Consider the following 21994-nt stretch of genomic DNA (forward strand, 5'->3'; position numbering starts at 1 on the left):
ATATGTTTGGAATTGGTGCAAGAGACCTTGGTATAGATCTTGGAACTGCGAATACGCTTGTTTTTGTAAAAGGAAAAGGAATTGTTGTGAGAGAGCCGTCAGTTGTCGCTTTGCAAACGGATACGAAGTCGATTGTTGCTGTCGGAAATGATGCGAAAAATATGATCGGACGGACACCGGGTAACGTTGTCGCTCTTCGCCCGATGAAAGACGGCGTTATTGCTGATTATGAAACAACGGCTACGATGATGAAATATTACATCAATCAGGCCATAAAAAATAAAGGCATGTTTGCCAGAAAACCATATGTGATGGTATGTGTTCCATCAGGCATTACAGCTGTTGAGGAACGTGCTGTTATTGATGCGACAAGACAGGCCGGAGCGCGTGACGCTTATCCGATTGAAGAGCCGTTTGCCGCAGCAATCGGTGCCAATCTGCCAGTTTGGGAACCGACTGGAAGCATGGTTGTTGATATCGGGGGCGGAACGACAGAAGTTGCGATTATTTCCCTCGGAGGCATTGTAACGTCTCAATCAATCCGTGTAGCCGGTGATGAGATGGATGATGCGATTATCAACTACATCAGAAAAACGTACAACCTGATGATCGGCGACCGTACAGCTGAAGCGATTAAAATGGAGATCGGATCTGCAGAAGCGCCTGAAGAATCCGATAAAATGGAAATCCGCGGACGCGATTTACTGACAGGTCTGCCGAAAACCATCGAAATTACAGGAAAAGAAATATCTAATGCGCTGCGCGACACTGTATCTACAATTGTTGAAGCAGTGAAGAGCACACTTGAAAAAACACCGCCAGAGCTTGCAGCAGATATTATGGACAGAGGCATTGTGTTAACCGGCGGCGGAGCGCTTCTTCGCAATTTGGACAAAGTGATCAGTGAGGAAACAAAAATGCCGGTCCTTATCGCCGAAGACCCGCTTGATTGTGTAGCGATCGGAACAGGGAAAGCATTGGAGCACATCCATCTTTTCAAAGGTAAAACGAGATAATCGGGAGTTCAATAGAAGAGGTGTAACACGATGCCGAATAAACGGTTAATGCTATTACTTCTGTGTATTATCATATTGGTGGCTATGATTGGATTTTCGCTGAAGGGCGGCCGCAATACCACCTGGCCTGAGAAAGTGATCGGCGATACGACGGGAGTATTTCAAAATACTTTTCATACGCCTGCCGAATTTTTTGCAGGAATATTTGAGAACATTAATGATTTAAAAAACACATACAAAGAAAACGAGCGTCTGAGAGAGAAGCTTGACGGACAGACACAATATGAAGCCAAGCTTCAAGAACTTGAAGAAGAAAACAAATCCTTGCGTGACGAGCTTGGCCATGTCAAATCGATTAAAGATTACAAGCCGATTTTAGCGACAGTCATTGCCAGAAGCCCTGATAATTGGGCGAAACAGGTCACGATTAATAAGGGTTCTCAGCAAAACGTTGCGAAAGATATGGCTGTTACAAACGAAAAAGGCGCATTAATCGGAAAGATTAAAAGCTCCGGACTTAACAATTTTACGTCTACGGTTCAGCTTTTAAGCGATACTGACCGCAATAACCGAGTTGCGACGAAAATTTCCGGAAAAAAAGGCAGCAAAGGCTACGGCCTGATCGAAGGCTATGACAAAGACAAAAAGCGTCTTAAGATGACAATTATTGAGCGCAAGGATAAACAAGACGTGAAAAAGGGCGATCTTATTGAAACATCAGGCACAGGCGGGGTTTTCCCAGAGGGGCTGACAATCGGTGAAGTGACTGATATCGAGTCGGATTCCTATGGATTAACGAAAGTTGCTTACGTAAAACCTGCGGCTGACCTTACCGATTTAAATAATGTGATCGTGGTTAACCGTGATGTGCCGACTGTCGATACAGAGGAGGAAGGATCGTGAAACGTTTCCTTCTCCCTTTCGTTATGATGCTTGTTTTTTCTGCGGAAAGCATTTTTACAGATTTGGTGCATTTTCCGTTTGTTACAGATGATCAGGTGCTTGCTCCGCGTTTTCTGATGCTTGTACTGATATTTATGTCAGCGTTCATCAACCAAAAGCACGCGATGATTTACGGATTTATTTTTGGCTTTCTATATGACATGAACTATACAAGTCTATTAGGCGTTTATATGTTTGGTTTTGCCGGGTTATGCTATTTGGCTTCAAAAGCGTTTAAAGTGCTACATACAAATGCTTTTGTGGTGATATTGATAGCTGTGCTCGCTGTCTGCCTGCTTGAATTTTACGTATTTGGCATTCAGTCGCTGATTCATAAAGACATCATGACGTTTAACGGATTTGTGCTTGACCGGTTTATACCGACAATTTTATTAAATATTGCAGCCGCTCTTATTCTGGTTCTGCCATTTAAATTATTTTTTATGAGTCTAAAGAAAGAATTGAGAGATGAGTAAAAAGGATTTTATCTTTTTTTGACGAAATGAGTATGTTGTTGAGGTGAGTATTGTGAAGACCAAAAAGCAGCAATATGTAACAATAAAAGGAACAAAAAATGGATTAACATTGCATCTTGATGATGCGTGTTCTTTTGATGAGCTTCTCGATGGTCTTCAGAATATGCTGTCAATTGAACAATATACGGATGGAAAAGGCCAGAAAATCAGCGTCCATGTTAAGCTGGGAAATCGCTTTTTATATAAGGAGCAAGAGGAACAGCTGACTGAATTGATTGCGTCAAAGAAAGATTTATTTGTTCATTCTATTGACAGTGAAGTCATTACTAAAAAAGAAGCACAGCGTATGAAAGAGGAAGGCGAAATCATATCTGTTTCAAAAATTGTCCGTTCTGGCCAAGTGCTGCAGGTCAAAGGCGACTTACTCCTGATCGGTGACGTGAATCCCGGCGGAACAGTCAGGGCCGGGGGAAACATTTTTGTTCTGGGCTCACTGAAAGGAATTGCGCACGCCGGGTTTAATGGAAATAATCAAGCGGTCATCGCCGCCTCTGAAATGCTGCCGACACAATTAAGAATCAACCACGTGTTAAATCGCTCCCCAGACCACATTCAAAAAGGGAACGAAATGGAATGTGCTTATTTAGATACAGACGGAAATATGGTCATTGAACGCCTTCAACATTTGGCTCATTTAAGACCTGATCTAACAAGGCTTGAGGGAGGAATGTGAATTGGGTGAGGCTATCGTAATAACTTCGGGAAAAGGCGGAGTAGGTAAAACAACAACATCTGCGAACCTCGGTACCGCCTTAGCCATTTTAGGGAAGCGTGTATGCTTAGTAGATACTGATATAGGACTGCGCAACCTTGATGTTGTAATGGGTCTTGAAAATAGAATTATTTACGATCTTGTAGACGTTGTAGAAGGCAGATGCAAAATGCATCAGGCGCTCGTAAAAGACAAACGTTTCGATGATCTGCTCTATTTAATGCCCGCTGCACAAACGAGCGATAAAACAGCTGTTGCTCCTGAGCAAATTAAAAATATGGTACAAGAGCTCAAACAGGAATTTGACTATGTTATCATAGACTGCCCTGCCGGCATTGAGCAAGGTTACAAAAATGCCGTTTCCGGAGCAGACAAAGCGATTGTGGTCACAACCCCTGAAATCTCAGCTGTTCGTGATGCTGACCGTATTATAGGACTGTTGGAGCAAGAGGAAAGTATTGAATCGCCGCGGCTCATTGTAAACAGAATCAGAAATCATTTGATGAAAAACGGTGACACGATGGATATCGACGAAATCGTACAGCATTTGTCGATCGATTTGCTCGGAATCGTGGCTGATGATGATGAAGTCATTAAAGCTTCCAACCACGGTGAACCGATTGCGATGGACCCGAAAAACCGAGCTTCCATTGCATACCGCAATATTGCCCGCCGTATCTTAGGTGAATCTGTTCCTTTGCAGGTGCTTGAAGAGCAAAACAAAGGAATGATGGCTAAGATTAAATCATTTTTCGGAGTAAGATCTTAATGTGATAGAATCAAAGAGAAGAATCTGACAAAGCGAATGCTGTGTCAGGTTTTTTTGTTTTTGTCTGCTTTGTGCTGAGTAAAACGAATATTTGCCATGGACAAGACATATGATGTACAAACCCAACGAATGCAAAGGATGATGGCAATGAGTCACAGAGCAGATGAAATCAGAAAACGATTAGAGAAAAGAAGAAAACAGCTTTCCGGCTCGAAACGTCTCTCTACTCAGACCGTTTCTGAAAAGCAAAAACCCCCGTCATGGGTGATGGTCACGGATCAGGAAAAGCATGGAACTCTGCCGGTCTATGAAGATAACATATCAACATTTAACGGGAAACACCCTTTGGTTAAAACAGATTCTATTATCCTGAAATGTCTTCTGTCGGCCTGCCTTGTCCTCGTTTCCGCCATAGCCTATAAAACAAACATCGGGCCCGTCAGCCAAATAAAACCCGCCGTTGCCAAAACCTTCGAAACTGAATTTCAATTTGCTTCAGCAAGCCATTGGTTTGAAACGAAATTTGGCAATCCACTCGCTTTTCTGGCTCCTGAACATAAAAATAAGGAACAGCAGGTTGAAGTGGGCCAAGACCTGGTTGCGCCTGCATCCGGGAAAGTGCAGCAGGATTTTCAGGACAACGGAGAAGGCATTAAAGTCGAAACCAGCAGCGATACAATTGATAGCATAAAGGAAGGCTATGTAGTCGAAGTCAGCAAAGACAGCCAGACGGGACTGACAGTTAAGGTGCAGCATGCTGACAATACTTATAGCATTTATGGCGAGCTTAAAGATGTGGATGTTGCTTTATATGATTTTGTGGATAAAGGCAAAAAGCTCGGTTCCATTAAACTTGATGATCATAATAAAGGGGTCTATTATTTTGCCATGAAAGACGGCGATAAATTTATTGATCCGATACAGGTGATTTCATTTGAATAAATGGATTGACCTTATCTTGAAGATTCATGTGCATCCTTTTCTTTGGATTATCGCGGCGCTGGGGCTGCTTACAGGCCATATAAAAGCATTATTATGTCTGCTCCTGATTGTACTGATCCATGAGCTGGGGCATGCTGCTCTAGCCGTGTTTTTTTCTTGGAGAATCAAGCGTGTTTTTTTGCTGCCGTTTGGAGGAACGGTTGAAGTGGAAGAGCACGGGAATCGGCCGTTAAAGGAAGAGTTTGCGGTGATTATTGCCGGCCCTCTTCAGCATATCTGGCTTCAGCTTGCTGCCTGGATGCTAGCAGAATTCTCAGTGATTCATCAGCATACCTTTGAACTCTTCACCTTTTATAATCTTTCTATTTTATTTGTGAACCTGCTGCCGATTTGGCCGCTTGATGGCGGAAAGCTATTATTTTTGTTGTTTTCCAAGCAGCTTCCTTTTCAAAAGGCACACCGGCTCAATTTAAAGACGTCGCTCTGCTTCTGCCTGCTGCTTGGGGGCTGGGTGTTATTTGTGATTCCTCTGCAAATCAGCGCATGGGTTTTGTTTGTCTTTCTGGCTGTTTCTCTGTTTGAGGAATACAGGCAGAGGCACTATGTCCATGTGAGATTCCTCCTTGAAAGGTATTACGGGAAAAACCGGGAGCTTGAAAAACTGCTGCCGCTGACAGTAAAGGCGGAGGATAAAGTCTATCATGTGATGGCCGAGTTCAAGCGCGGCTGTAAACATCCGATTATTATAGAGAAATCAGGGCAGAAACTCAGCCAGCTTGACGAAAATGAAGTGCTGCACGCCTACTTTGCCGATAAGCGGACGAATTCCTCTATGGAGGAACTGCTGCTGCCTTACTAAAATCAATTGACAAACGCCTTGTATTTTGGTATATTTTTTAATGTTATGGATGTAGCACCATTGCTACAACCGCTCAGTACAGGTGTTAAGAGCTTTTTTAGCCCCCTGGTATCTGGCGAGTCTTAGTCTAATAGGAGGTGCAGAGAATGTACGCAATCATTAAAACAGGCGGAAAACAAATCAAAGTTGAAGAAGGCCAAACTGTTTACATCGAGAAACTTGCTGCTGAAGCAGGTGAAACAGTTACTTTTGAAGACGTTTTGTTTGTTGGCGGAGACAACGTGAAAGTCGGCAACCCAACAGTTGAAGGCGCAACAGTAACGGCTAAAGTTGAAAAACAAGGCCGCGCGAAAAAAATCACTGTTTTCAGATACAAACCAAAGAAAAACGTTCATAAAAAACAAGGTCATCGTCAGCCTTACACTAAAGTGACGATCGAAAAAATCAACGCGTAAGCATGATTCAGGCAACAATCAGAAGGTCTCATGATAAGGGCATTTTGTCTTTTGAAATGACAGGCCATGCGAATTTTGCTGAACATGGACAAGATCTTGTTTGTGCCGGAGTGACAGCCGTTGTGTTTGGAGCCGTTAACGCGGTCATTGTGCTCGCAGGCTTCGAGCCGCTTCTTGATATAGGGGAGGACGGGGGTTATTTTTATTTTGAATTCCCTGAATCTCTTGATCCGGAGGCGCGCCAAAAAGCTCAGCTGCTGATTGAGGGCATGATTGTCTCGTTGGATACAATCGAACGGGATTACAAAGATCATTTGCGTGTGACCACAAACATAATATAGGAGGTGAGCTACATGCTTAGATTAGATCTTCAGTTTTTCGCTTCTAAAAAAGGAGTAGGTTCTACAAAGAACGGACGTGACTCTGAGGCTAAACGTTTAGGTGCTAAACGTGCTGACGGTCAATTCGTAACAGGCGGTTCTATCCTTTACCGTCAACGCGGAACAAAAATTTACCCAGGTGAAAACGTGGGCCGCGGCGGAGATGACACTCTATTTGCGAAAATCGACGGAACTGTTAAATTCGAACGTTTCGGTCGTGACCGCAAAAAAGTGAGCGTATATCCTGTAGCTCAATAATGATTCAAAAAACTCCGGTCGATGATGACTGGAGTTTTTTTTGCAATATGCGGAGTAAACACCAAGAATGAAATGCAGAGTATGTGCGAGCAGACCCCGCCAAGAATGAGAATAAACATCTCAAACCCACTGGATATGTTCCCCAAGCAGTAATACATAAAATGTTCTGCCTGGCTGCAAATCAACCAAAGCCAGAAAAAAGGAACATGATATTTCTGGGAAAAACAATTGTTTTTCTAACAAAGCCTTCTCTGTTATAATTCATAATACACACTTATACAGACTCCTAAATAAGAAATTAAATGATTGGGAGTGCGAAAATGAAGGATGTTTCAAAAAATCAAGAAGAAAATATAAGCGACACGGCATTAACAAACGAACTGATTCATCTGCTGGGTCATTCCCGGCATGATTGGATGAATAAGCTGCAGCTGATTAAAGGAAACTTAAGCTTGCAGAAGTATGACCGCGTCTTTGAAATGATTGAAGAAATGGTTATAGACGCAAAGCACGAATCAAAGCTCTCAAACCTGAAAACACCGCATTTGGCGTTTGATTTTCTAACGTTCAATTGGAAGACCCATTATATGACGCTTGAATATGAAGTTCTTGGAGAAGTTAAGGATTTATCGCCTTATGATCAAAAGCTGGCGAAACTGATGAGAAAGCTGTTTGGTCTGTTTGATCAAGCAGTCAGCAGAGAGAGTGAAAATCATTTAACGGTTTCGCTCCAAACGGATCATCCTGACAGACAGCTGATTCTGTACCTTGATTTTCACGGCGCCTTTGCCGATCCATCTGCTTTTGATGATATTCGGCAAAATGGACATGAGGGCGTTGATATCATGCGTTTTGAGATCACAAGTCACGAATGTCTGATTGAAATTGGGTTGGACTAGCGGAGTTTTTAACGGTTTAGAACGGAGGACATTATGTTTGTAGATCAGGTGAAAGTATATGTAAAAGGCGGCGACGGCGGCAACGGGATGGTTGCGTTTCGCCGTGAAAAATATGTGCCGAAAGGCGGCCCTGCCGGCGGTGACGGAGGAAAGGGAGGAGACGTCGTTTTTGAAGTAGATGAAGGTCTCCGCACCTTGATGGATTTTAGATACAAAAAACACTTTAAAGCGACTCGCGGCGAGCATGGTATGTCCAAAAACCAGCACGGGCGAAATGCTGATGATATGGTCATTAAAGTTCCGCCAGGCACCGTTGTGACAGATGATGATACAAAGCAGGTTATTGCTGATTTAACAGAGCACGGACAGCAGGCTGTCATTGCAAGGGGCGGTAGAGGCGGAAGAGGAAATACCCGCTTTGCCACACCGGCTAATCCCGCGCCTCAGCTTTCAGAAAACGGCGAACCGGGAAAAGAACGTTACGTTGTTCTTGAATTGAAAGTGCTTGCGGATGTCGGGCTTGTCGGGTTCCCGAGTGTGGGAAAATCCACTTTGCTGTCTGTTGTCTCATCTGCAAAACCGAAAATTGCGGATTATCACTTTACAACGCTTGTCCCGAATCTCGGCATGGTTGAAACAGATGACGGACGCAGCTTTGTTATGGCTGATTTACCGGGATTGATTGAAGGTGCACACCAGGGGGTCGGACTTGGACACCAGTTTTTGCGCCATATTGAACGGACAAGGGTTATCGTTCACGTCATTGATATGTCCGGCTTGGAAGGCCGCGATCCGTATGAGGATTATGTGACGATTAACCAGGAGCTGAGCGAGTACAACCTGCGTCTCACTGAGCGTCCGCAAATTATTGTTGCCAATAAAATGGACATGCCGCAGGCTGCGGAAAATCTTGAAGCCTTTAAAGAAAAGCTGACCGATGATTACCCGGTATTCCCGATCAGTGCGGTGACAAGAGAAGGTCTTCGTGAGCTTCTGTTTGAAGTGGCCAACCAGCTGGAGAACACACCAGAATTCCCGCTGTATGATGAGGAAGAGCTTACACAAAACCGTGTCATGTACACGATCGAGAATGAAGAAGTGCCATTTAACATTACACGCGATCCAGACGGTGTATTTGTCCTTTCAGGAGACAGTCTTGAGCGGTTATTCAAGATGACTGATTTCTCGCGTGATGAATCGGTTAAACGGTTTGCAAGACAGATGCGCGGCATGGGTGTCGATGAAGCGCTCAGAGAACGCGGAGCCAAGGATGGAGATATTATCAGGCTTCTGGAATTCGAATTTGAATTTATTGATTAATGATGGCTTTTAGGAGAGCCTGGTTAACAGGCTCTCTATTTTAAAGGGGGGATGCAAATGAAAGAGGAGACATTTTATCTTGTCCGTGAAGATGTATTGCCCGATGCGATGAGAAAAACATTGGAAGTCAAAAAGCTGCTTGATCGAAAAAAGGCAGATTCAGTGGCAGATGCCGTTCAAAAAGTCGATTTAAGCAGAAGTGCGTTTTATAAATACAGAGATGCTGTCTTTCCATTCTACACTATGGTTAAAGAACAAATTATCACACTTTTCTTTCATTTGGAGGATAGGTCAGGTGCGTTATCGCAGCTCCTGCAGGCAGTGGCTGATTCTGGAAGCAATGTACTTTCCATTCACCAGACCATCCCGCTTCAAGGCAGAGCAAATGTGACACTGTCGATCAGTACATCCGCAATGGAAGAAGACATTCATACGTTAATGAATAAGCTCAGGAAGTTTGATTTTGTAGAAAAGGTTGAAATATTAGGTTCAGGTGCATAAGGGAGAGAATATCGTCATGAAAGTCGGTTATTTAGGTCCAGCAGCAACATTCACACATTTAGCAGTCAGTTCTTGTTTTCAAAACGGCGCCGAACATGTTGCTTACCGCACCATACCGGAGTGTATAGATGCGGCAGTTTCAGGGGAAGTGGATTTCGCTTTTGTTCCTTTAGAGAATGCATTAGAAGGATCAGTAAACTTAACGATAGACTATTTAATCCATGAACAGCCCTTGCCAATTGTGGGTGAGATGACATTGCCGATTCATCAGCACTTGCTTGTCCATCCTTCCAGAGAGAATGCTTGGAAAGAGCTCGACAAAATTTATTCGCACTCTCATGCAATTGCGCAATGCCATAAATTTCTTCATCAACATTTTCCTTCCGTTCCATATGAATACGCCAACTCAACCGGGGCGGCAGCAAAATTTGTCAGTGACCATCCCGAACTGAATATCGGGGTCATTGCCAATGAAATGGCAGCTTCTACATATGAATTAAAAATCGTGAAACGAGATATACAGGATTATAGGGACAATCATACAAGATTTGTTATCCTGTCTCCTGATGAAAACATATCTTTTGAAGTGAATTCAAAATTGAGCTCAAGGCCTAAAACGACCCTGATGGTGATGCTTCCGGATGATCAATCCGGGGCGCTGCACAGAGTACTGTCCGCTTTTTCTTGGAGAAACTTAAACTTGTCAAAAATTGAATCACGTCCGACTAAAACCGGATTAGGCCATTATTTCTTTATTATTGATATTGAGAAGGCGTTTGATGAGGTATTGATTCCAGGTGCGATGCAGGAGCTTGAAGCGCTCGGCTGCCAAGTGAAGCTTCTTGGTGCATATCAGTCCTACCAATTATAAAAAAGCCCAAAAAGGGCTTTTTTTAGTCTTTAATTAAAATACCGGCTGCCTCGAGTGCTTGGCAGGCTTGGTCGATGCGGTATTCTTCGGGAGCTGTCAGTGTATGAAGATGCACGCCGTCCGTCAGCTGTGATAAATAGGCTGCATTCGTGGAATTGATTTTTTTTAAGAAATTGCTAACTTCTTTCCTGGTGCCTACTTGGATGGCTGCAGTTAAATCTCCGTAGACGGGGTGTTCGATTTTTACGTCTTTTACTGTAACACCTTCATCCACGATGAGCTGCAATTCCTCTTCTGTCCGTTCAGGGCCGTGGAGACAAGCTATGATTCTTTCTGCCTGCTGATGCTGCTGAGCGGCTGTATCCATGTATACATACCCTTGGCTTGTGGCGATAATCGGTTCATTTTTCGCTTTCAAGAGCGATATATCCTGAACAATTACCTGTCTTGAAACGTTCGCTTTTTTTGCGAGTTCTCCTCCTGTAAGCGGTGATTTGGATTCCTTCAGCCACAGAAGAAGCTGGTCACGCCTGTTGGCGCCCATAAGCTTTAATTCTTCGGTCAATATCAAATTCTCCTTTCTTTTGTTCCCAAAGCGCTGTAAACGTATGTAATAACTTATCCAGCTGTTCAGATGTTGTATGCCTTCCAAAAGAGATACGGATAAATTGCAGGGCTTCCTGTTCTGTTTTTCTTAGTGCTTTCATCGTTGCAGACGGACCGTGATAACCCGCAGAACAAGCGCTGCCCGTTGAAATGCAAATATTACTCCGATTACATTCTAACATAACATATTGTCCTTCAAATGAGTGAAAAAAACACCCTATAATATGCGGCAGATACTCTGTTTTTGCAGTATCTGCCGCAAGGGATACAGGGAGAGACCGGATGCTGATTTGGTCTAAAAAGTATGTTCTTAATGCCTTATTGCGGGATATTTGTTTATCCATTTCACTTATAATCAGCTCTGCAGCGGCAGTGAAGGCTCCGATCCCGGGAACATTCACGGTGCCGGCTCTGAATCCGTGTTCATGAGAGGTGAGCGGATAAACGGGTTTCCAAGGGACATTTGGCCGAATATAGACCGCGCCAACTCCTTTAGGGCCGTGGATTTTATGACTGGACACTGAGAGTGCATCCATTCCCAGTTCTTCTGTATTAATAGGAATTTTCCCGAATGTTTGAACAGCGTCGCAGTGAAGAAGAATACCTTTTTTGTGCAGGTATGAAGACAGCCTTTGAATAGGCTGAATGATCCCAGTTTCAGAGTTGGCATGCTGAATAGATACCACGCCTGTTTCCGGGCGGATATGAGCTGCTAATATTTCCTCGGTAATAAGTCCGTATTCATTCGGTTCAATGATCGTTACATCATATCCATGCTGTTTTAAAAAAGCAGCACAGTTATGAATAGACTGATGCTCCATCGCAGTCGTTATAAAATGTCTTTTCGTTTTTGGCAGGCCGTTTAGCAATGATTGAATGGCCAGAAAATTGGATTCTGTGCCCCCGCTTGTAAAATAGATGCCGCTTGCATCTCCGCTAATGATCTCAGCAACTTTCTCACGGCAGTACTCCAGTATGTGCTTTGCTTTTCCTCCCGCATCATGCAGGCTGCTGGCATTTCCGTACATATCCATACTGAGCTTTTGATAAACGTTAAGAGCTTCTTCGCAAATAGGTGTTGTCGCTGCATAATCTAAATAAATCATCCGGTTGTCCTCCATCCGTTCTCCATAAAAAACTCTTGAGTTTATTTTATCCTTGTGTAAATATAGGTGTCAAGACAGGTGTGAACAACAGGAGGGTAGCATATGTCTAAAAAGACGATTGCAGTCATCGGTTCTGGGGCGGCGGCACTTTCTTTAGCGTCCGCTTTGCCGTCCTCATACGAAGTGACTGTCATCACAAAGAAAAGCATCAAAAACAGCAATTCTGTCTATGCGCAGGGCGGTATTGCAGCAGCTTATTCAAAAGGTGACTCAATTGAAGCTCATCTGAAGGATACGTTATATGCCGGGTGCGGACATAACGATCTGACGATTGCAGCAGACGTTTTACAAGATGGGAAAAATATGATTCAACACCTGCTGGAGAGCGAATTCCCTTTCGATCGCAATGAACAAGGCGATGTTTGTCTTGGCAGAGAAGGAGCCCACACATACAACCGGATTTTTCATGCAGGCGGGGATGCAACAGGCAGACTGCTGGTTGATTATTTGCTGAAACAGATCGACAGCAATATCGAGCTAATTGAGCATGAAACAGCAGCAGATTTGCTTATGGAGAATGGACGCTGTATCGGTGTCATCACAAAAGACAGCAAAGGGCGGATCAAAGTAAGACATGCGGATGCAGTTGTGCTGGCGGCCGGCGGATGCGGAAGCCTGTTTCTTCACCATACGAACGATCCATCTGTCACAGGTGACGGCCTTACTCTGGCTTATCGGGCCGGTGCGGAATTAACGGATTTAGAGTTTACCCAGTTTCACCCGACACTGCTTGTGAAAAATGGTGTTTCATATGGGCTTGTTTCAGAAGCTGTCAGAGGGGAAGGCGGAAGTCTGGTTGACGAAAACGGCCGCCGGATTCTGGCTGGACGGCATCCTTTAGGTGACTTGGCTCCAAGGGATATCGTTTCACGGATTATTCATGAAGAAATGGCAAAAGGAAACCGCGTTTATATCGACTGCAGTGCGATTTCTGATTTTAAAGCACGTTTCCCTACCATCACCGTTATTTGTGAAAAAGCAGGGGTTGATATCCGAAGCGGAAAAATACCTGTTGCCCCGGGAATGCACTTCTTAATGGGGGGTGTTTCAGTTAATTGCTGGGGGGAAACGACAGTGCCGGGGCTCTATGCAATAGGAGAGACTGCATGCACCGGTTTACACGGAGCCAATCGGCTTGCAAGCAATTCCTTATTGGAAGCGCTGGTGTTTGGAAAAAGAGCAGCAGAGCATATCATGCAAAATCCGGTTTATAACTTACGATATCAATCTGCACCTAAAACCAGTGTAATCTATGAGGTGCCCCACACAGAGGTGTATGAACTGCAAAGCAGAATGACGAGCCACATGTCTATCTTGCGGGAACAAGGAAATTTGATTGAGCTGAGCAACTGGCTTCATAAGCTGCCATGTCAGGAAGTGAATGTGAAGGATATCACAATAACTCAGCTGGAGCTTTCTCATTTATGGCAGGCTGCAAAGCTGATGACATCTTCCGCGCTTTTGCGGGAGGAAAGCAGGGGAGCACACTTTCGCACCGATTTTCCTCAAGCTGATGTGCGCTGGCAAGGTAGGCAAATTGTCCATACGAAAAAGGGAACAAAGATTAGAAAAAACGAGGGGATTGGGAAAAATGAATCATTTACAGCTGAAAAAATTGCTGAATCACTTTTTTCTTGAGGATATAGGGACAGGTGATCTTACATCACAGTCTATCTTTGGAGAACAGAGCTGTGAAGCGGAGATTGTTGCAAAGTCAGACGGGATCTTTGCCGGGGCTGCGGTGATAAAAGAAGGCTTTGCTTTATTAGACAAACATGTGCAAACCATTTTACATAAAACGGATGGGGATATTTTGCGAAAAGGCGAAGTGATTGCGGTGTTGCGCGGTCCGGCGGCTGCACTTCTTTCAGGAGAGCGGGTCGTATTAAATCTTATTCAGAGGCTGTCAGGAATTGCGACGATGACAAGGGAGGCGGTTCGGCGGCTGGATGATGAACAGATTAAAATTTGTGACACGAGAAAAACAACACCGGGGTTGAGAATGCTGGAAAAATACGCAGTCAGAGCCGGGGGCGGGTATAATCATCGCTTCGGATTGTATGACGGTATCATGATTAAAGATAATCATATTGCAGCATGCGGCTCTATTTTAGAGGCATGCAAAAAAGCGCGTCAGGCTGCAGGTCATATGGTCAATATCGAGGTGGAAATTGAAACGGAGGAACAGCTAAAGGAAGCAATTGAGGCAGGAGCAGACGTTATTATGTTTGATAACTGCCCGCCTGATACAGTACGCCATTTTGCAAATCTCACTCCGAACCATATAAAAACAGAAGCTTCGGGCGGGATTACGTTACAATCTTTACCTGCTTTTAAGGGGACCGGCGTAAATTATATTTCATTAGGATTTTTGACCCATTCCGTTAAAAGTTTAGATATCAGCATGGATGTTGCGTTACCAAATAAATCTGTGGAGGAATGCCGTTATGTCAATTCTTGATGTAATCAAACAATCGAATGATATGATGCCAGAAGGCTATAAACAAATATCGAGAAAGGATATGGAAATGCGTGTTGCCGCCATCAAGAAAAAATTTGGCAGCAGGCTCTTTATACCAGGCCATCATTATCAAAAGGATGAAGTGATACAATTTGCTGACCAAACAGGCGATTCCCTGCAGCTGGCCCACATTGCGGAAAAAAACAAAGAAGCGGATTATATCGTATTTTGCGGCGTGCATTTTATGGCAGAGACTGCTGATATGCTGACCGGCGAACAACAGACGGTCATCCTGCCTGATATGAGAGCAGGGTGTTCTATGGCTGACATGGCTGACATGCAGCAGACCAATAGGGCGTGGGAGAAACTTAAGCATACATTCGGAGATACGATCATACCATTAACTTATGTGAACTCCACGGCGGAGATCAAAGCTTTCGTCGGTAAGCATGGCGGAGCAACTGTAACTTCTTCGAATGCGAAAAAAGTGCTTGAGTGGGCGTTCACACAGAAAAAACGAATTTTATTTTTGCCTGATCAGCATTTAGGGAGAAATACGGCATATGATCTGGGTATCGCGCTTGAGGAAATGGCTGTGTGGGATCCGATGAAAGATGAATTAGTGACTGAATTTGATTATAAGAATGTGAAAGTGATTTTGTGGAAAGGGCATTGCTCTGTTCACGAAAAATTCACCGTAAAAAATATCCATGATGTGAGAGAGCGTGATCCGGAAATTCGGGTCATTGTCCATCCGGAATGCTCACATGAAGTCGTAACATTAAGTGACGATAGCGGATCAACGAAATATATTATCGATACAATCAATCAGGCACCGGCGGGAAGCAAGTGGGCAATTGGAACAGAAATGAATCTTGTGCAGCGGATCATTCACGAGCACCCTGATAAACAAATCGAATCACTCAATCCTGACATGTGCCCGTGTCTGACAATGAATCGAATCGATTTGCCGCATTTGCTGTGGTCTTTGGAGCAAATAGATAAAGGAGCACCTACAGGCGTGATCAAAGTGCCAAAAGCCATTCAGCAGGATGCCCTTCTTGCCTTGAATCGAATGCTTACAATCACGTAAATCAGAAATATTTCCCCTCCTGTACTCATAACTTCTTTTTTTCGGGCATATGTTGTGAAGAAACATATTGTAATCACAGCTGAACTGTTCACGTTTTGCATAGGAGGGGAAAACGTTGAAAATCCATATCGTTCAAAAAGGCGATTCGCTCTGGAAAATAGCTGAAAAGTACGGAGTTGATGTTGAGGAAGTGAAAAAACTCAATACGCAGCTCAGCAATCCAGACTTAATTATGCCTGGAATGAAAATAAAAGTGCCGTCTGAAGGGGTCTTGGTCAGAAAAGAGACAAAAGCAGGCAAAAGTCCGGCGGCGGGCGGGAGTGTGAAGCAAGACCATCCGTATGCGAAAGAAAAGCCTAAATCCGTTGTTGACGTAGAAGACACAAAGCCGAAAGAAAAAAAGTCTGTGCCATATGTCCCGCCGATGCCTAATTTACAGGAAAATGTGTATCCTGAAGCTGATGTGAACGATTATTATGATATGAAACAGCTTTTCCAGCCTTGGTCGCCTCCTAAACCGGAGGAGCCGAAAAAACATCATGACGGAAATGTAGATCATCTGCATCACATGCAAGATCAATTTCCACAACAGGAGGCTATGAGTAATATGGAAAATGCAAATTATCCGAATATGCCTAATATGCCAAAGGCGCCAGAGGTAGGCGGTATGGAAGAAGAAAACGTTCATCACACAGTTCCGAATATGCCGGCTGTTCAGCCCCATTTTCATTATCCTGCTCATTTTGTGCCGTGTCCGGTTCCTGTTTCACCGATTCTTCCGGGATCAGGATTATGCTACCCGTTCTTCCCGGCACAGCCTTATCCAATGTATCAGACTCATGGATATCAGCCAGGTTTTGTATCGCCTCAGTATCATCCGGGTGAATATGAAAACCAGCATCATGAAAACAGTCATCATGGACATTATGGTTCATTCGGGGCGCCTCAATTCGCATCTCCGGCTTATGGATCTCCGTATGGACATATGCCGTACGGCCCTCATTACGGTGCACCTCAAGTGATGGGAGCATACCAGCCGGGTGCAGCTCCAGGATTCATGCCGTACAAAGATCATGACGACTGCGGCTGTGACGATGATCATCAGCCATATTTCTCCGCACCTGGATATTCGGGATTAGGTGCTTATGGAAGCCCTAATTTGCCTTATGGCGCAGCTAACCCAAACCCAAATCCTAATCCTAATCAAAATCCATATGGCGCCGGTGTTTCTATGCCGATGACGAATCAGCCATCTGTAAACCAAATGTTTGGCCGGCCGGAAGAAGAAAATGAGTAATTGTTCGGAACGATGTAAATCGTTCCTTTTTTTGTTTTCAAGCAGATCACTGTCAAATGGACAGAACTGACACGCTTAACATGCCCCTCAGGCGCACATGATAAAAAAGAGCAAACATGCTCAAATTCGTCCACGGGGGGCTTTTCCATTGGGTAAAAAAATGACGATCGCGAGCTTGATTCTAATGACAGCCGGCTTAACAGCATGCGGAGCAAACGATAATGCTATGAATGATACGCGCAATAACGGCAATACCCGTCCAATCGGATATTATACAAATGAAAATGACGCTGACAGACAGGGAGAAGGAATTGTTGACAATGATGGTCCTGTTACTGAATTAATGGAGGACCAGAACGGCGGCAACGGAAACACCACGAATGTAAATGACCGCCGTGACCGTGTTACTGCTGATGACCGTGTTCCTTTGGCAACTGACGGAACATATAACAACACGAATAACAGAAACATGAATCGAAACGCGACGAACAACGGATACGACAACCAAGAAAACAGAAGACTGGCTGCCAAAATTGCCAATCGTGTGAAACAAGTGAAAAATGTCAACGACACACAAGTGATGGTAACAGATGACCGAGTCGTCGTTGCAGTCAGAAGTCATAGAGAATTCACTCAGTCTGACAGGGAAAATGTTGCAAAAGCAGCACGCAACTATGCGGATGGCCGTGACGTCCAAGTGTCCACAGATAAAGGACTGTTCACGAAACTGCATAAAATGAACAAGCGCTAGGACTGAAAGGCTGCCGGACGTTCTATTCGGCAGCCTTTTTCTTTGCAACAACAAACAATACCCATTAAAGTGTACATAGAAAATCGTAAAAAGAAGGTGAACATATGGCAGGCCATTCCAAATGGAAAAACATACAAAAAAGAAAAAATGCGCAGGATGCAAAGCGCGGGAATATATTTATGAAGCTTGCGAAAGAAATCTATGTGGCAGCAAAAGAAGGCGGAGCTGATCCGGAAGCAAATTCAGCATTGCGTCTTGTCATTGAAAAAGCAAAAGGCGCCAATATGCCAAATGAAAATATAGACCGTGCCATTAAAAAAGCAGCGGGGAGCCAGGACGGAGGCAGCTATGAGGAAATCACCTATGAAGGTTACGGCCCATCAGGGATCGCCGTCATGGTTGAATGTGTAACAGATAACAAAAACCGAACGGCATCAAACGTGCGGACAGCATTTAATAAAAATGGCGGAAGTCTGGGAGAAAGCGGATGTGTAGCCTATTTATTTGAACGGAAGGGATACATTGCAATCGACCGGACAGAGCAGCAAATAGAAGAAGATGAGCTCATGCTTGATGTGCTGGAAGCTGGGGGAGAAGAGCTGCAGACAGAAGAAGACCAATATGAGGTATTAACAGAGCCCGAGCGTTTTGAAGAGGTAAAAACAGCTCTTGAATCGAAATATCCAATTTCTTCAGCGGAAGTGACCATGCTTCCGAAAACCTATGCAGATGCCGATGAACAGGCTGTTGAGAAGCTGGAAAAGCTGGTTGGCATCCTTGAAGATGACGATGACGTTCAAGAAGTGTATACCAATTACCGCTTATAAAAAAAACCGGCCGATGTGATATCGGGCCGGTTTTTTTCATGTTTAAGAAACACGCTCATTTTCTTGTGTGTATTCTTTCTCCCAGAAATCCGCATTTTTGATGCCCAGTGCCTTCGGATCAAAGACAGGATCTACCCCCTGCTTCTTTTGGCGTTCATAATCCTGTAAAGCGAGAAGCGCCGGTTTGGCAAGCAGTACAATGGCAATGACGTTCAGCCAGACCATTATGCCAAGCCCTGCATCGCCTAATGCCCAAGCCAGTGAAGCAGTTTTCACTGTTCCATAGAATGTCGCGGCTAAAATAATCAGTTTTAAGCCAAGCATTGCCCATTTGCTTTCTCTGCCTCGGGCTAAATAGGCGATATTTGTCTCCGCGATGTAGTAATACGCCATAATTGTTGTAAATGCGAAGAAGAATAAAGCGATGGCGACAAAGCCTGCACCGAATCCGGGAAGCACGCTGTCAATAGCCGCTTGAGTAAAGCCAGGCCCCGCCTCTACGCCTTTAAGATGTTGCACAATAAAGGAACCATCTGCAGCCTGAGTATTATACATACCAGTAAACAAGATCATGAATGCTGTTGCGGAACATACAAATAAGGTGTCGATGTAAACCGAAAATGCCTGAACCAGCCCCTGCTTGACCGGGTGGGAAACTTCTGCAGCGGCCGCTGGATGCGGGCCTGTTCCCTGGCCGGCTTCGTTTGAGTAAATGCCTCGTTTAACACCCCAGGAAATCGCCATGCCGATCAGGCCGCCAAAAGCGGAATCCAAAGCAAAAGCGCTTTTGAAAATCAATGAGATGACAGAAGGCAGTTCAGTAATATTCATGACAATAATGATCAAAGACAGCAGGATATATCCAATAGCCATAAATGGAACAATCATTTGAGCGGCATTGGCAATTCGTTTAACGCCGCCAAAAATAATAAACCCTAATAATAAAACGAGAACACAGCCTGTGATGGCAGGAGAGATGCCGAATGCATTTTGGACGCCGGCCGCTATGGAGTTCGACTGAACGCCCGGCATGAGAAGGGCCATTGCAATAAGGGCAGCAGCTGCAAATAAGACGGCAAACCATTTAATGCCTAAGCCTTTTTCTATATAATAAGCGGGGCCTCCTCTGTATTGGCCGCTTTGTTTCACCTTGTAAATTTGAGCAAGAGTTGATTCAACAAAGGCGCTCGCTGCGCCGATAAAGGCAATCGCCCACATCCAGAACACAGCACCAGGCCCGCCGAAGGCAATCGCTGTCGCCACACCCGCAATGTTTCCTGTTCCCACTCGGCCGGACAGCGCAATCGATAATGCTTGAAAGGAAGAAACACCGGCTTCAGAGCTCTTTCCCTGGAACATCAGCACAACCATTTCTTTCAAATGCCTGACTTGCAAAAAACGGGTCATGATAGAAAAGACAAATCCAATTCCCAATAAAATATAAATAACGGGCGTACTCCATAAGACCGCATTCAAACTAGCCACAAAATCTGCCATCAACCTTCCCCCTCACTTCATTTGGAATACATGTATAAAAAGGATTTTGGTCTAATCGAACTATTTCTACAATCGATTTGTCACATTATATGACTGGTAATATTCAATGAGAAGAGGAAGAAAAAAAGAAAACACGGCATATTGATGACGCCGCGTTTTTCTTACAGAGGCAAATTGATAGCAAGTGTGATAAAATCCTTTAGCAACAAATAGCCGAGCTCTGTTAATCCGTATATAAAAGGAAAAACAATCAGGAAGTGTTGAAATCGTTTTTCATTTGTTTTATTTAGCTCATTCATGTTTATCACCTTTTTGACGCCTGCGGCGGTTCTTCACGGATCCAATGATCATCCCTTCGCCAATCATACGTTTCATCAGTATCAAGATGTAGGGTCTGATTGCCGATTTTCACTGTATTGTGATTCATCCATTTAACAGCTGGGCTGCTGTCCGGATAATTCCAGTAAATTGTTTTTTTAACAAGTGTTTTTTCATTCACCAGTTCTCCTCTGGCTGCATCTAAGCTTAAGGTATTTTGGGATACATACGTGTTTAACGTATAATTGCCGTCCGGTGATTCAACCGATTGGACAAGACTGCCTTTTGGAACGTTTTTCAGTGAAAATAGCATCCAATAGACGGCGCCGCAAAAGAATATTAGAAGAAACATGATAAGCGCGATGTTGCTGCGTGTATTGATGTAACTCCCTCATTTTTTTTCATTTTACCATATAACGGGTTTATGCTATCTTTACATTTCCTTAAAATTCCCTCAATAAACTGCTGGTATGATGAAATCAAACAGATAAAGGGTGGGGGAGACAGAAATGGAGAAAACATATTGTGATTCCGGCGAGAAGGGCTCAGAAGCGGTTTACTTAACTGTGAGAGGCTATCGAATTAAGCTGTCACCTGAACAAATGAAACTGATTTCTGCTGTCAGAAAGTAAATATAACTAGAAAAAGGCAGCCGCTTGAGCGGCTGCCTTTTTGAATTAAGAATACTTTCTCTTCCGTTGCGCGAAATGCTTTTGAAACCAATCTTTCTTATATAAAAATGCAATAATCTCAAGCCAAAAACCCGGAATCTTTTTGGGGAATATCGGTTTTTTATAGAGTGCATGATACGCTGATTTTAAGTCGTCCCACTGAGTGCAGGTTTTTGTCTGTTCAAACCTCGCAACATCAATTACCCGCACTGCTCCGGTTTCTGTCAGAATCAGATTCCGCAAATGAATGTCTGACGGGTTCAGACCGGCTGCCCGTGCGTCAGCGAGTGCGTCTTCAACTTGCTGAATCATGTCATCACTGATCGCAATGCCTTTTTTCAGACAGTTATAAAAGGTTTCACCTTTAATATATTCCATGAGAATAAATGAATCACCAGTTTCATAAATGTCAGGGTAGAATGCGGACCCGGCTAATTTTTCATAAATCGCGGCTTCTTTGACGGCTGTCGCTTGATATTCCGGAAAAAATACTTTCAGCGCCATTTTTCGATTGCCTTCTGTTAAGGCAAACACATAGGCGCTTCTTCCCTTGCCGATGAGGGTTAATTCCTCGGGTTTTTCTTTGACTTTATCAAATCTGCTGTTCTTGCGGTATATGACTGAATGGGCCAGTGCCTCTGCTTTTGTCAGCATTTCATTCACCTTCTTTGCTCTATTTTATGCAGTTGTTTATAGGAAAATCATAAACTGTTCAGGAAAAAGAGCCTATATCTAGTGTATCTGGTCTTGAAGAAGAAGGCTACCTATAAGCCTTGATTGTGATTAAAGAGATATAAAGCGGTCATTTCCCTTCTTGAAAAGCGCTTACAAATGGGATAGTATTAAT

Annotated in this window: 28 protein-coding genes and 1 other annotated feature; of the genes, 21 read left to right on the forward strand and 7 right to left on the reverse strand. The window is 43.9% G+C overall.

All coding sequences use genetic code 11. From position 1 onward, the window contains the following. The first annotated feature begins 2 nt into the window (after positions 1–2). From mreB to rpmA, 10 genes are all read left to right on the forward strand, one after another. The gene (gene mreB, locus MOC09_RS10815) at positions 3–1016 is read left to right on the forward strand and encodes a cell shape-determining protein MreB (RefSeq protein WP_003222607.1); all 1014 of its coding nucleotides are present in this window, start codon (positions 3–5) and stop codon (positions 1014–1016) included. 30 nt (positions 1017–1046) lie between these two features. Further along, the gene (mreC, locus tag MOC09_RS10820) at positions 1047–1919 is read left to right on the forward strand and encodes a rod shape-determining protein MreC (protein WP_268370499.1); all 873 of its coding nucleotides are present in this window, start codon (positions 1047–1049) and stop codon (positions 1917–1919) included. Beyond that, entirely contained in the window at positions 1916–2434 is a 519-nt protein-coding gene (gene mreD, locus MOC09_RS10825; RefSeq protein WP_077671543.1) for a rod shape-determining protein MreD, read from the forward strand. The genes mreC and mreD overlap by 4 nt, the downstream gene beginning before the upstream one ends. A gap of 52 nt (positions 2435–2486) precedes the next feature. After that, positions 2487–3167 carry a septum site-determining protein MinC gene (gene minC / locus MOC09_RS10830; RefSeq protein ID WP_268359758.1) on the forward strand — a complete coding sequence of 227 codons (681 nt, stop codon included), beginning with the start codon at positions 2487–2489 and terminating at the stop codon, positions 3165–3167. Position 3168: 1 nt separating this feature from the next. Then, positions 3169–3975 carry a septum site-determining protein MinD gene (minD, locus tag MOC09_RS10835; protein WP_268359756.1) on the forward strand — a complete coding sequence of 269 codons (807 nt, stop codon included), beginning with the start codon at positions 3169–3171 and terminating at the stop codon, positions 3973–3975. A 147-nt stretch (positions 3976–4122) separates the two neighbouring features. Further along, positions 4123–4917, forward strand: a complete 795-nt coding sequence (spoIVFA, locus tag MOC09_RS10840; RefSeq protein WP_268359754.1) for a stage IV sporulation protein SpoIVFA — start codon at positions 4123–4125, stop codon at positions 4915–4917. After that, positions 4910–5776, forward strand: a complete 867-nt coding sequence (gene spoIVFB, locus MOC09_RS10845) for a stage IV sporulation intramembrane metalloprotease SpoIVFB (RefSeq protein ID WP_268359752.1) — start codon at positions 4910–4912, stop codon at positions 5774–5776. The genes spoIVFA and spoIVFB overlap by 8 nt, the downstream gene beginning before the upstream one ends. A gap of 57 nt (positions 5777–5833) precedes the next feature. Beyond that, positions 5834–5909: a sequence feature (ribosomal protein L21 leader region), on the forward strand. A 13-nt stretch (positions 5910–5922) separates the two neighbouring features. Beyond that, on the forward strand, positions 5923–6231 hold the full coding sequence (gene rplU / locus MOC09_RS10850; protein WP_003229668.1) for a 50S ribosomal protein L21: 309 nt from the start codon (positions 5923–5925) through the stop codon (positions 6229–6231). A 2-nt stretch (positions 6232–6233) separates the two neighbouring features. After that, entirely contained in the window at positions 6234–6572 is a 339-nt protein-coding gene (locus tag MOC09_RS10855; RefSeq protein WP_268359751.1) for a ribosomal-processing cysteine protease Prp, read from the forward strand. A gap of 12 nt (positions 6573–6584) precedes the next feature. Then, positions 6585–6869, forward strand: a complete 285-nt coding sequence (gene rpmA, locus MOC09_RS10860) for a 50S ribosomal protein L27 (protein ID WP_003222623.1) — start codon at positions 6585–6587, stop codon at positions 6867–6869. 120 nt (positions 6870–6989) lie between these two features. On the opposite strand, the gene MOC09_RS10865 is transcribed toward rpmA, so the two are convergent. Next, positions 6990–7112, reverse strand: coding sequence for a hypothetical protein (locus MOC09_RS10865; RefSeq protein WP_003229671.1), 123 nt, complete (start codon positions 7110–7112; stop codon positions 6990–6992). A 77-nt stretch (positions 7113–7189) separates the two neighbouring features. Between MOC09_RS10865 and spo0B the strand changes: the two genes are divergently transcribed. From spo0B to pheA, 4 genes are read left to right on the forward strand one after another with little or no spacing between them, the layout of a single operon-like run. Continuing rightward, positions 7190–7768, forward strand: a complete 579-nt coding sequence (spo0B, locus tag MOC09_RS10870; protein ID WP_268359749.1) for a sporulation initiation phosphotransferase Sop0B — start codon at positions 7190–7192, stop codon at positions 7766–7768. A gap of 33 nt (positions 7769–7801) precedes the next feature. Continuing rightward, the gene (gene obgE, locus MOC09_RS10875; RefSeq protein WP_268370501.1) at positions 7802–9088 is read left to right on the forward strand and encodes a GTPase ObgE; all 1287 of its coding nucleotides are present in this window, start codon (positions 7802–7804) and stop codon (positions 9086–9088) included. Positions 9089–9145: 57 nt separating this feature from the next. Then, positions 9146–9589 (forward strand): transcriptional regulator ThrR, encoded by a 444-nt coding sequence (thrR, locus tag MOC09_RS10880; RefSeq protein ID WP_003222630.1) that lies wholly within the window; start codon positions 9146–9148, stop codon positions 9587–9589. A 16-nt stretch (positions 9590–9605) separates the two neighbouring features. Beyond that, positions 9606–10460 carry a prephenate dehydratase gene (pheA, locus tag MOC09_RS10885; RefSeq protein ID WP_268359746.1) on the forward strand — a complete coding sequence of 285 codons (855 nt, stop codon included), beginning with the start codon at positions 9606–9608 and terminating at the stop codon, positions 10458–10460. Between the two features lie 22 nt (positions 10461–10482). Here the strand turns inward: pheA and MOC09_RS10890 are convergent, their stop codons facing one another. Together MOC09_RS10890 and MOC09_RS10895 are read right to left on the reverse strand one after the other, a co-directional pair. Further along, entirely contained in the window at positions 10483–11025 is a 543-nt protein-coding gene (locus MOC09_RS10890) for a transcription repressor NadR (RefSeq protein WP_268359745.1), read from the reverse strand. Then, on the reverse strand, positions 10985–12172 hold the full coding sequence (locus tag MOC09_RS10895; protein ID WP_268359744.1) for an IscS subfamily cysteine desulfurase: 1188 nt from the start codon (positions 12170–12172) through the stop codon (positions 10985–10987). Before MOC09_RS10895 ends, MOC09_RS10890 begins: the two co-directional genes overlap by 41 nt. 102 nt (positions 12173–12274) lie before the next feature. On the opposite strand from MOC09_RS10895, the gene nadB reads away from it, so the two are divergent. From nadB to MOC09_RS10925, 6 genes are all read left to right on the forward strand, one after another. Next, positions 12275–13870 carry an L-aspartate oxidase gene (nadB, locus tag MOC09_RS10900; RefSeq protein WP_268359742.1) on the forward strand — a complete coding sequence of 532 codons (1596 nt, stop codon included), beginning with the start codon at positions 12275–12277 and terminating at the stop codon, positions 13868–13870. Then, positions 13824–14693: a carboxylating nicotinate-nucleotide diphosphorylase gene (nadC, locus tag MOC09_RS10905; protein ID WP_268359740.1), complete on the forward strand. Its 870-nt coding sequence runs from the start codon at positions 13824–13826 to the stop codon at positions 14691–14693. Before nadB ends, nadC begins: the two co-directional genes overlap by 47 nt. Then, positions 14680–15786 (forward strand): quinolinate synthase NadA, encoded by a 1107-nt coding sequence (gene nadA / locus MOC09_RS10910; RefSeq protein ID WP_268370503.1) that lies wholly within the window; start codon positions 14680–14682, stop codon positions 15784–15786. Before nadC ends, nadA begins: the two co-directional genes overlap by 14 nt. 115 nt (positions 15787–15901) lie before the next feature. Then, complete coding sequence (gene safA, locus MOC09_RS10915; RefSeq protein WP_268359737.1) at positions 15902–17083, forward strand: spore coat assembly protein SafA; 1182 nt, start codon at positions 15902–15904, stop codon at positions 17081–17083. A gap of 148 nt (positions 17084–17231) precedes the next feature. Further along, on the forward strand, positions 17232–17834 hold the full coding sequence (locus MOC09_RS10920) for a YhcN/YlaJ family sporulation lipoprotein (RefSeq protein WP_268359735.1): 603 nt from the start codon (positions 17232–17234) through the stop codon (positions 17832–17834). Positions 17835–17938: 104 nt separating this feature from the next. Beyond that, the gene (locus MOC09_RS10925) at positions 17939–18661 is read left to right on the forward strand and encodes a YebC/PmpR family DNA-binding transcriptional regulator (protein ID WP_268359734.1); all 723 of its coding nucleotides are present in this window, start codon (positions 17939–17941) and stop codon (positions 18659–18661) included. A 42-nt stretch (positions 18662–18703) separates the two neighbouring features. Here the strand turns inward: MOC09_RS10925 and MOC09_RS10930 are convergent, their stop codons facing one another. From MOC09_RS10930 to MOC09_RS10940, 3 genes are all read right to left on the reverse strand, one after another. Next, entirely contained in the window at positions 18704–20158 is a 1455-nt protein-coding gene (locus MOC09_RS10930; protein WP_268359733.1) for an alanine/glycine:cation symporter family protein, read from the reverse strand. A 161-nt stretch (positions 20159–20319) separates the two neighbouring features. Beyond that, the gene (locus tag MOC09_RS10935) at positions 20320–20457 is read right to left on the reverse strand and encodes a hypothetical protein (protein WP_268359731.1); all 138 of its coding nucleotides are present in this window, start codon (positions 20455–20457) and stop codon (positions 20320–20322) included. A 5-nt stretch (positions 20458–20462) separates the two neighbouring features. Further along, a complete protein-coding gene (locus tag MOC09_RS10940) occupies positions 20463–20828 on the reverse strand; it encodes a DUF5412 family protein (RefSeq protein ID WP_311766173.1) in 366 nt (121 codons plus the stop codon). A gap of 157 nt (positions 20829–20985) precedes the next feature. On the opposite strand from MOC09_RS10940, the gene MOC09_RS10945 reads away from it, so the two are divergent. Continuing rightward, on the forward strand, positions 20986–21108 hold the full coding sequence (locus MOC09_RS10945) for a hypothetical protein (RefSeq protein WP_268359730.1): 123 nt from the start codon (positions 20986–20988) through the stop codon (positions 21106–21108). Positions 21109–21153: 45 nt separating this feature from the next. On the opposite strand, the gene MOC09_RS10950 is transcribed toward MOC09_RS10945, so the two are convergent. Continuing rightward, complete coding sequence (locus MOC09_RS10950; RefSeq protein ID WP_268359729.1) at positions 21154–21801, reverse strand: phosphotransferase; 648 nt, start codon at positions 21799–21801, stop codon at positions 21154–21156. Positions 21802–21994: the final 193 nt, after the last annotated feature.

Origin of the sequence: Bacillus sp. N12A5 (genome assembly GCF_026790125.1) — a bacterium.
Classification (GTDB): Bacteria; Bacillota; Bacilli; order Bacillales; family Bacillaceae; genus Bacillus.

Coding starts and splice junctions, on each gene's coding strand:
- mreC (WP_268370499.1), top strand. CDS start 1,047: ATGCCGAATAAACGGTTAATGCTATTACTTCTGTGTATTATCATATTG.
- rpmA (WP_003222623.1), top strand. CDS start 6,585: ATGCTTAGATTAGATCTTCAGTTTTTCGCTTCTAAAAAAGGAGTAGGT.
- MOC09_RS10945 (WP_268359730.1), top strand. CDS start 20,986: ATGGAGAAAACATATTGTGATTCCGGCGAGAAGGGCTCAGAAGCGGTT.
- pheA (WP_268359746.1), top strand. CDS start 9,606: ATGAAAGTCGGTTATTTAGGTCCAGCAGCAACATTCACACATTTAGCA.
- mreB (WP_003222607.1), top strand. CDS start 3: ATGTTTGGAATTGGTGCAAGAGACCTTGGTATAGATCTTGGAACTGCG.
- spoIVFA (WP_268359754.1), top strand. CDS start 4,123: ATGAGTCACAGAGCAGATGAAATCAGAAAACGATTAGAGAAAAGAAGA.
- MOC09_RS10935 (WP_268359731.1), bottom strand. CDS start 20,457: ATGAATGAGCTAAATAAAACAAATGAAAAACGATTTCAACACTTCCTG.
- MOC09_RS10925 (WP_268359734.1), top strand. CDS start 17,939: ATGGCAGGCCATTCCAAATGGAAAAACATACAAAAAAGAAAAAATGCG.
- nadC (WP_268359740.1), top strand. CDS start 13,824: ATGAATCATTTACAGCTGAAAAAATTGCTGAATCACTTTTTTCTTGAG.
- nadB (WP_268359742.1), top strand. CDS start 12,275: ATGTCTAAAAAGACGATTGCAGTCATCGGTTCTGGGGCGGCGGCACTT.
- thrR (WP_003222630.1), top strand. CDS start 9,146: ATGAAAGAGGAGACATTTTATCTTGTCCGTGAAGATGTATTGCCCGAT.
- MOC09_RS10895 (WP_268359744.1), bottom strand. CDS start 12,172: ATGATTTATTTAGATTATGCAGCGACAACACCTATTTGCGAAGAAGCT.
- MOC09_RS10950 (WP_268359729.1), bottom strand. CDS start 21,801: ATGCTGACAAAAGCAGAGGCACTGGCCCATTCAGTCATATACCGCAAG.
- rplU (WP_003229668.1), top strand. CDS start 5,923: ATGTACGCAATCATTAAAACAGGCGGAAAACAAATCAAAGTTGAAGAA.
- nadA (WP_268370503.1), top strand. CDS start 14,680: ATGTCAATTCTTGATGTAATCAAACAATCGAATGATATGATGCCAGAA.
- MOC09_RS10940 (WP_311766173.1), bottom strand. CDS start 20,828: ATGTTTCTTCTAATATTCTTTTGCGGCGCCGTCTATTGGATGCTATTT.
- obgE (WP_268370501.1), top strand. CDS start 7,802: ATGTTTGTAGATCAGGTGAAAGTATATGTAAAAGGCGGCGACGGCGGC.
- MOC09_RS10930 (WP_268359733.1), bottom strand. CDS start 20,158: ATGGCAGATTTTGTGGCTAGTTTGAATGCGGTCTTATGGAGTACGCCC.
- MOC09_RS10855 (WP_268359751.1), top strand. CDS start 6,234: ATGATTCAGGCAACAATCAGAAGGTCTCATGATAAGGGCATTTTGTCT.
- spo0B (WP_268359749.1), top strand. CDS start 7,190: ATGAAGGATGTTTCAAAAAATCAAGAAGAAAATATAAGCGACACGGCA.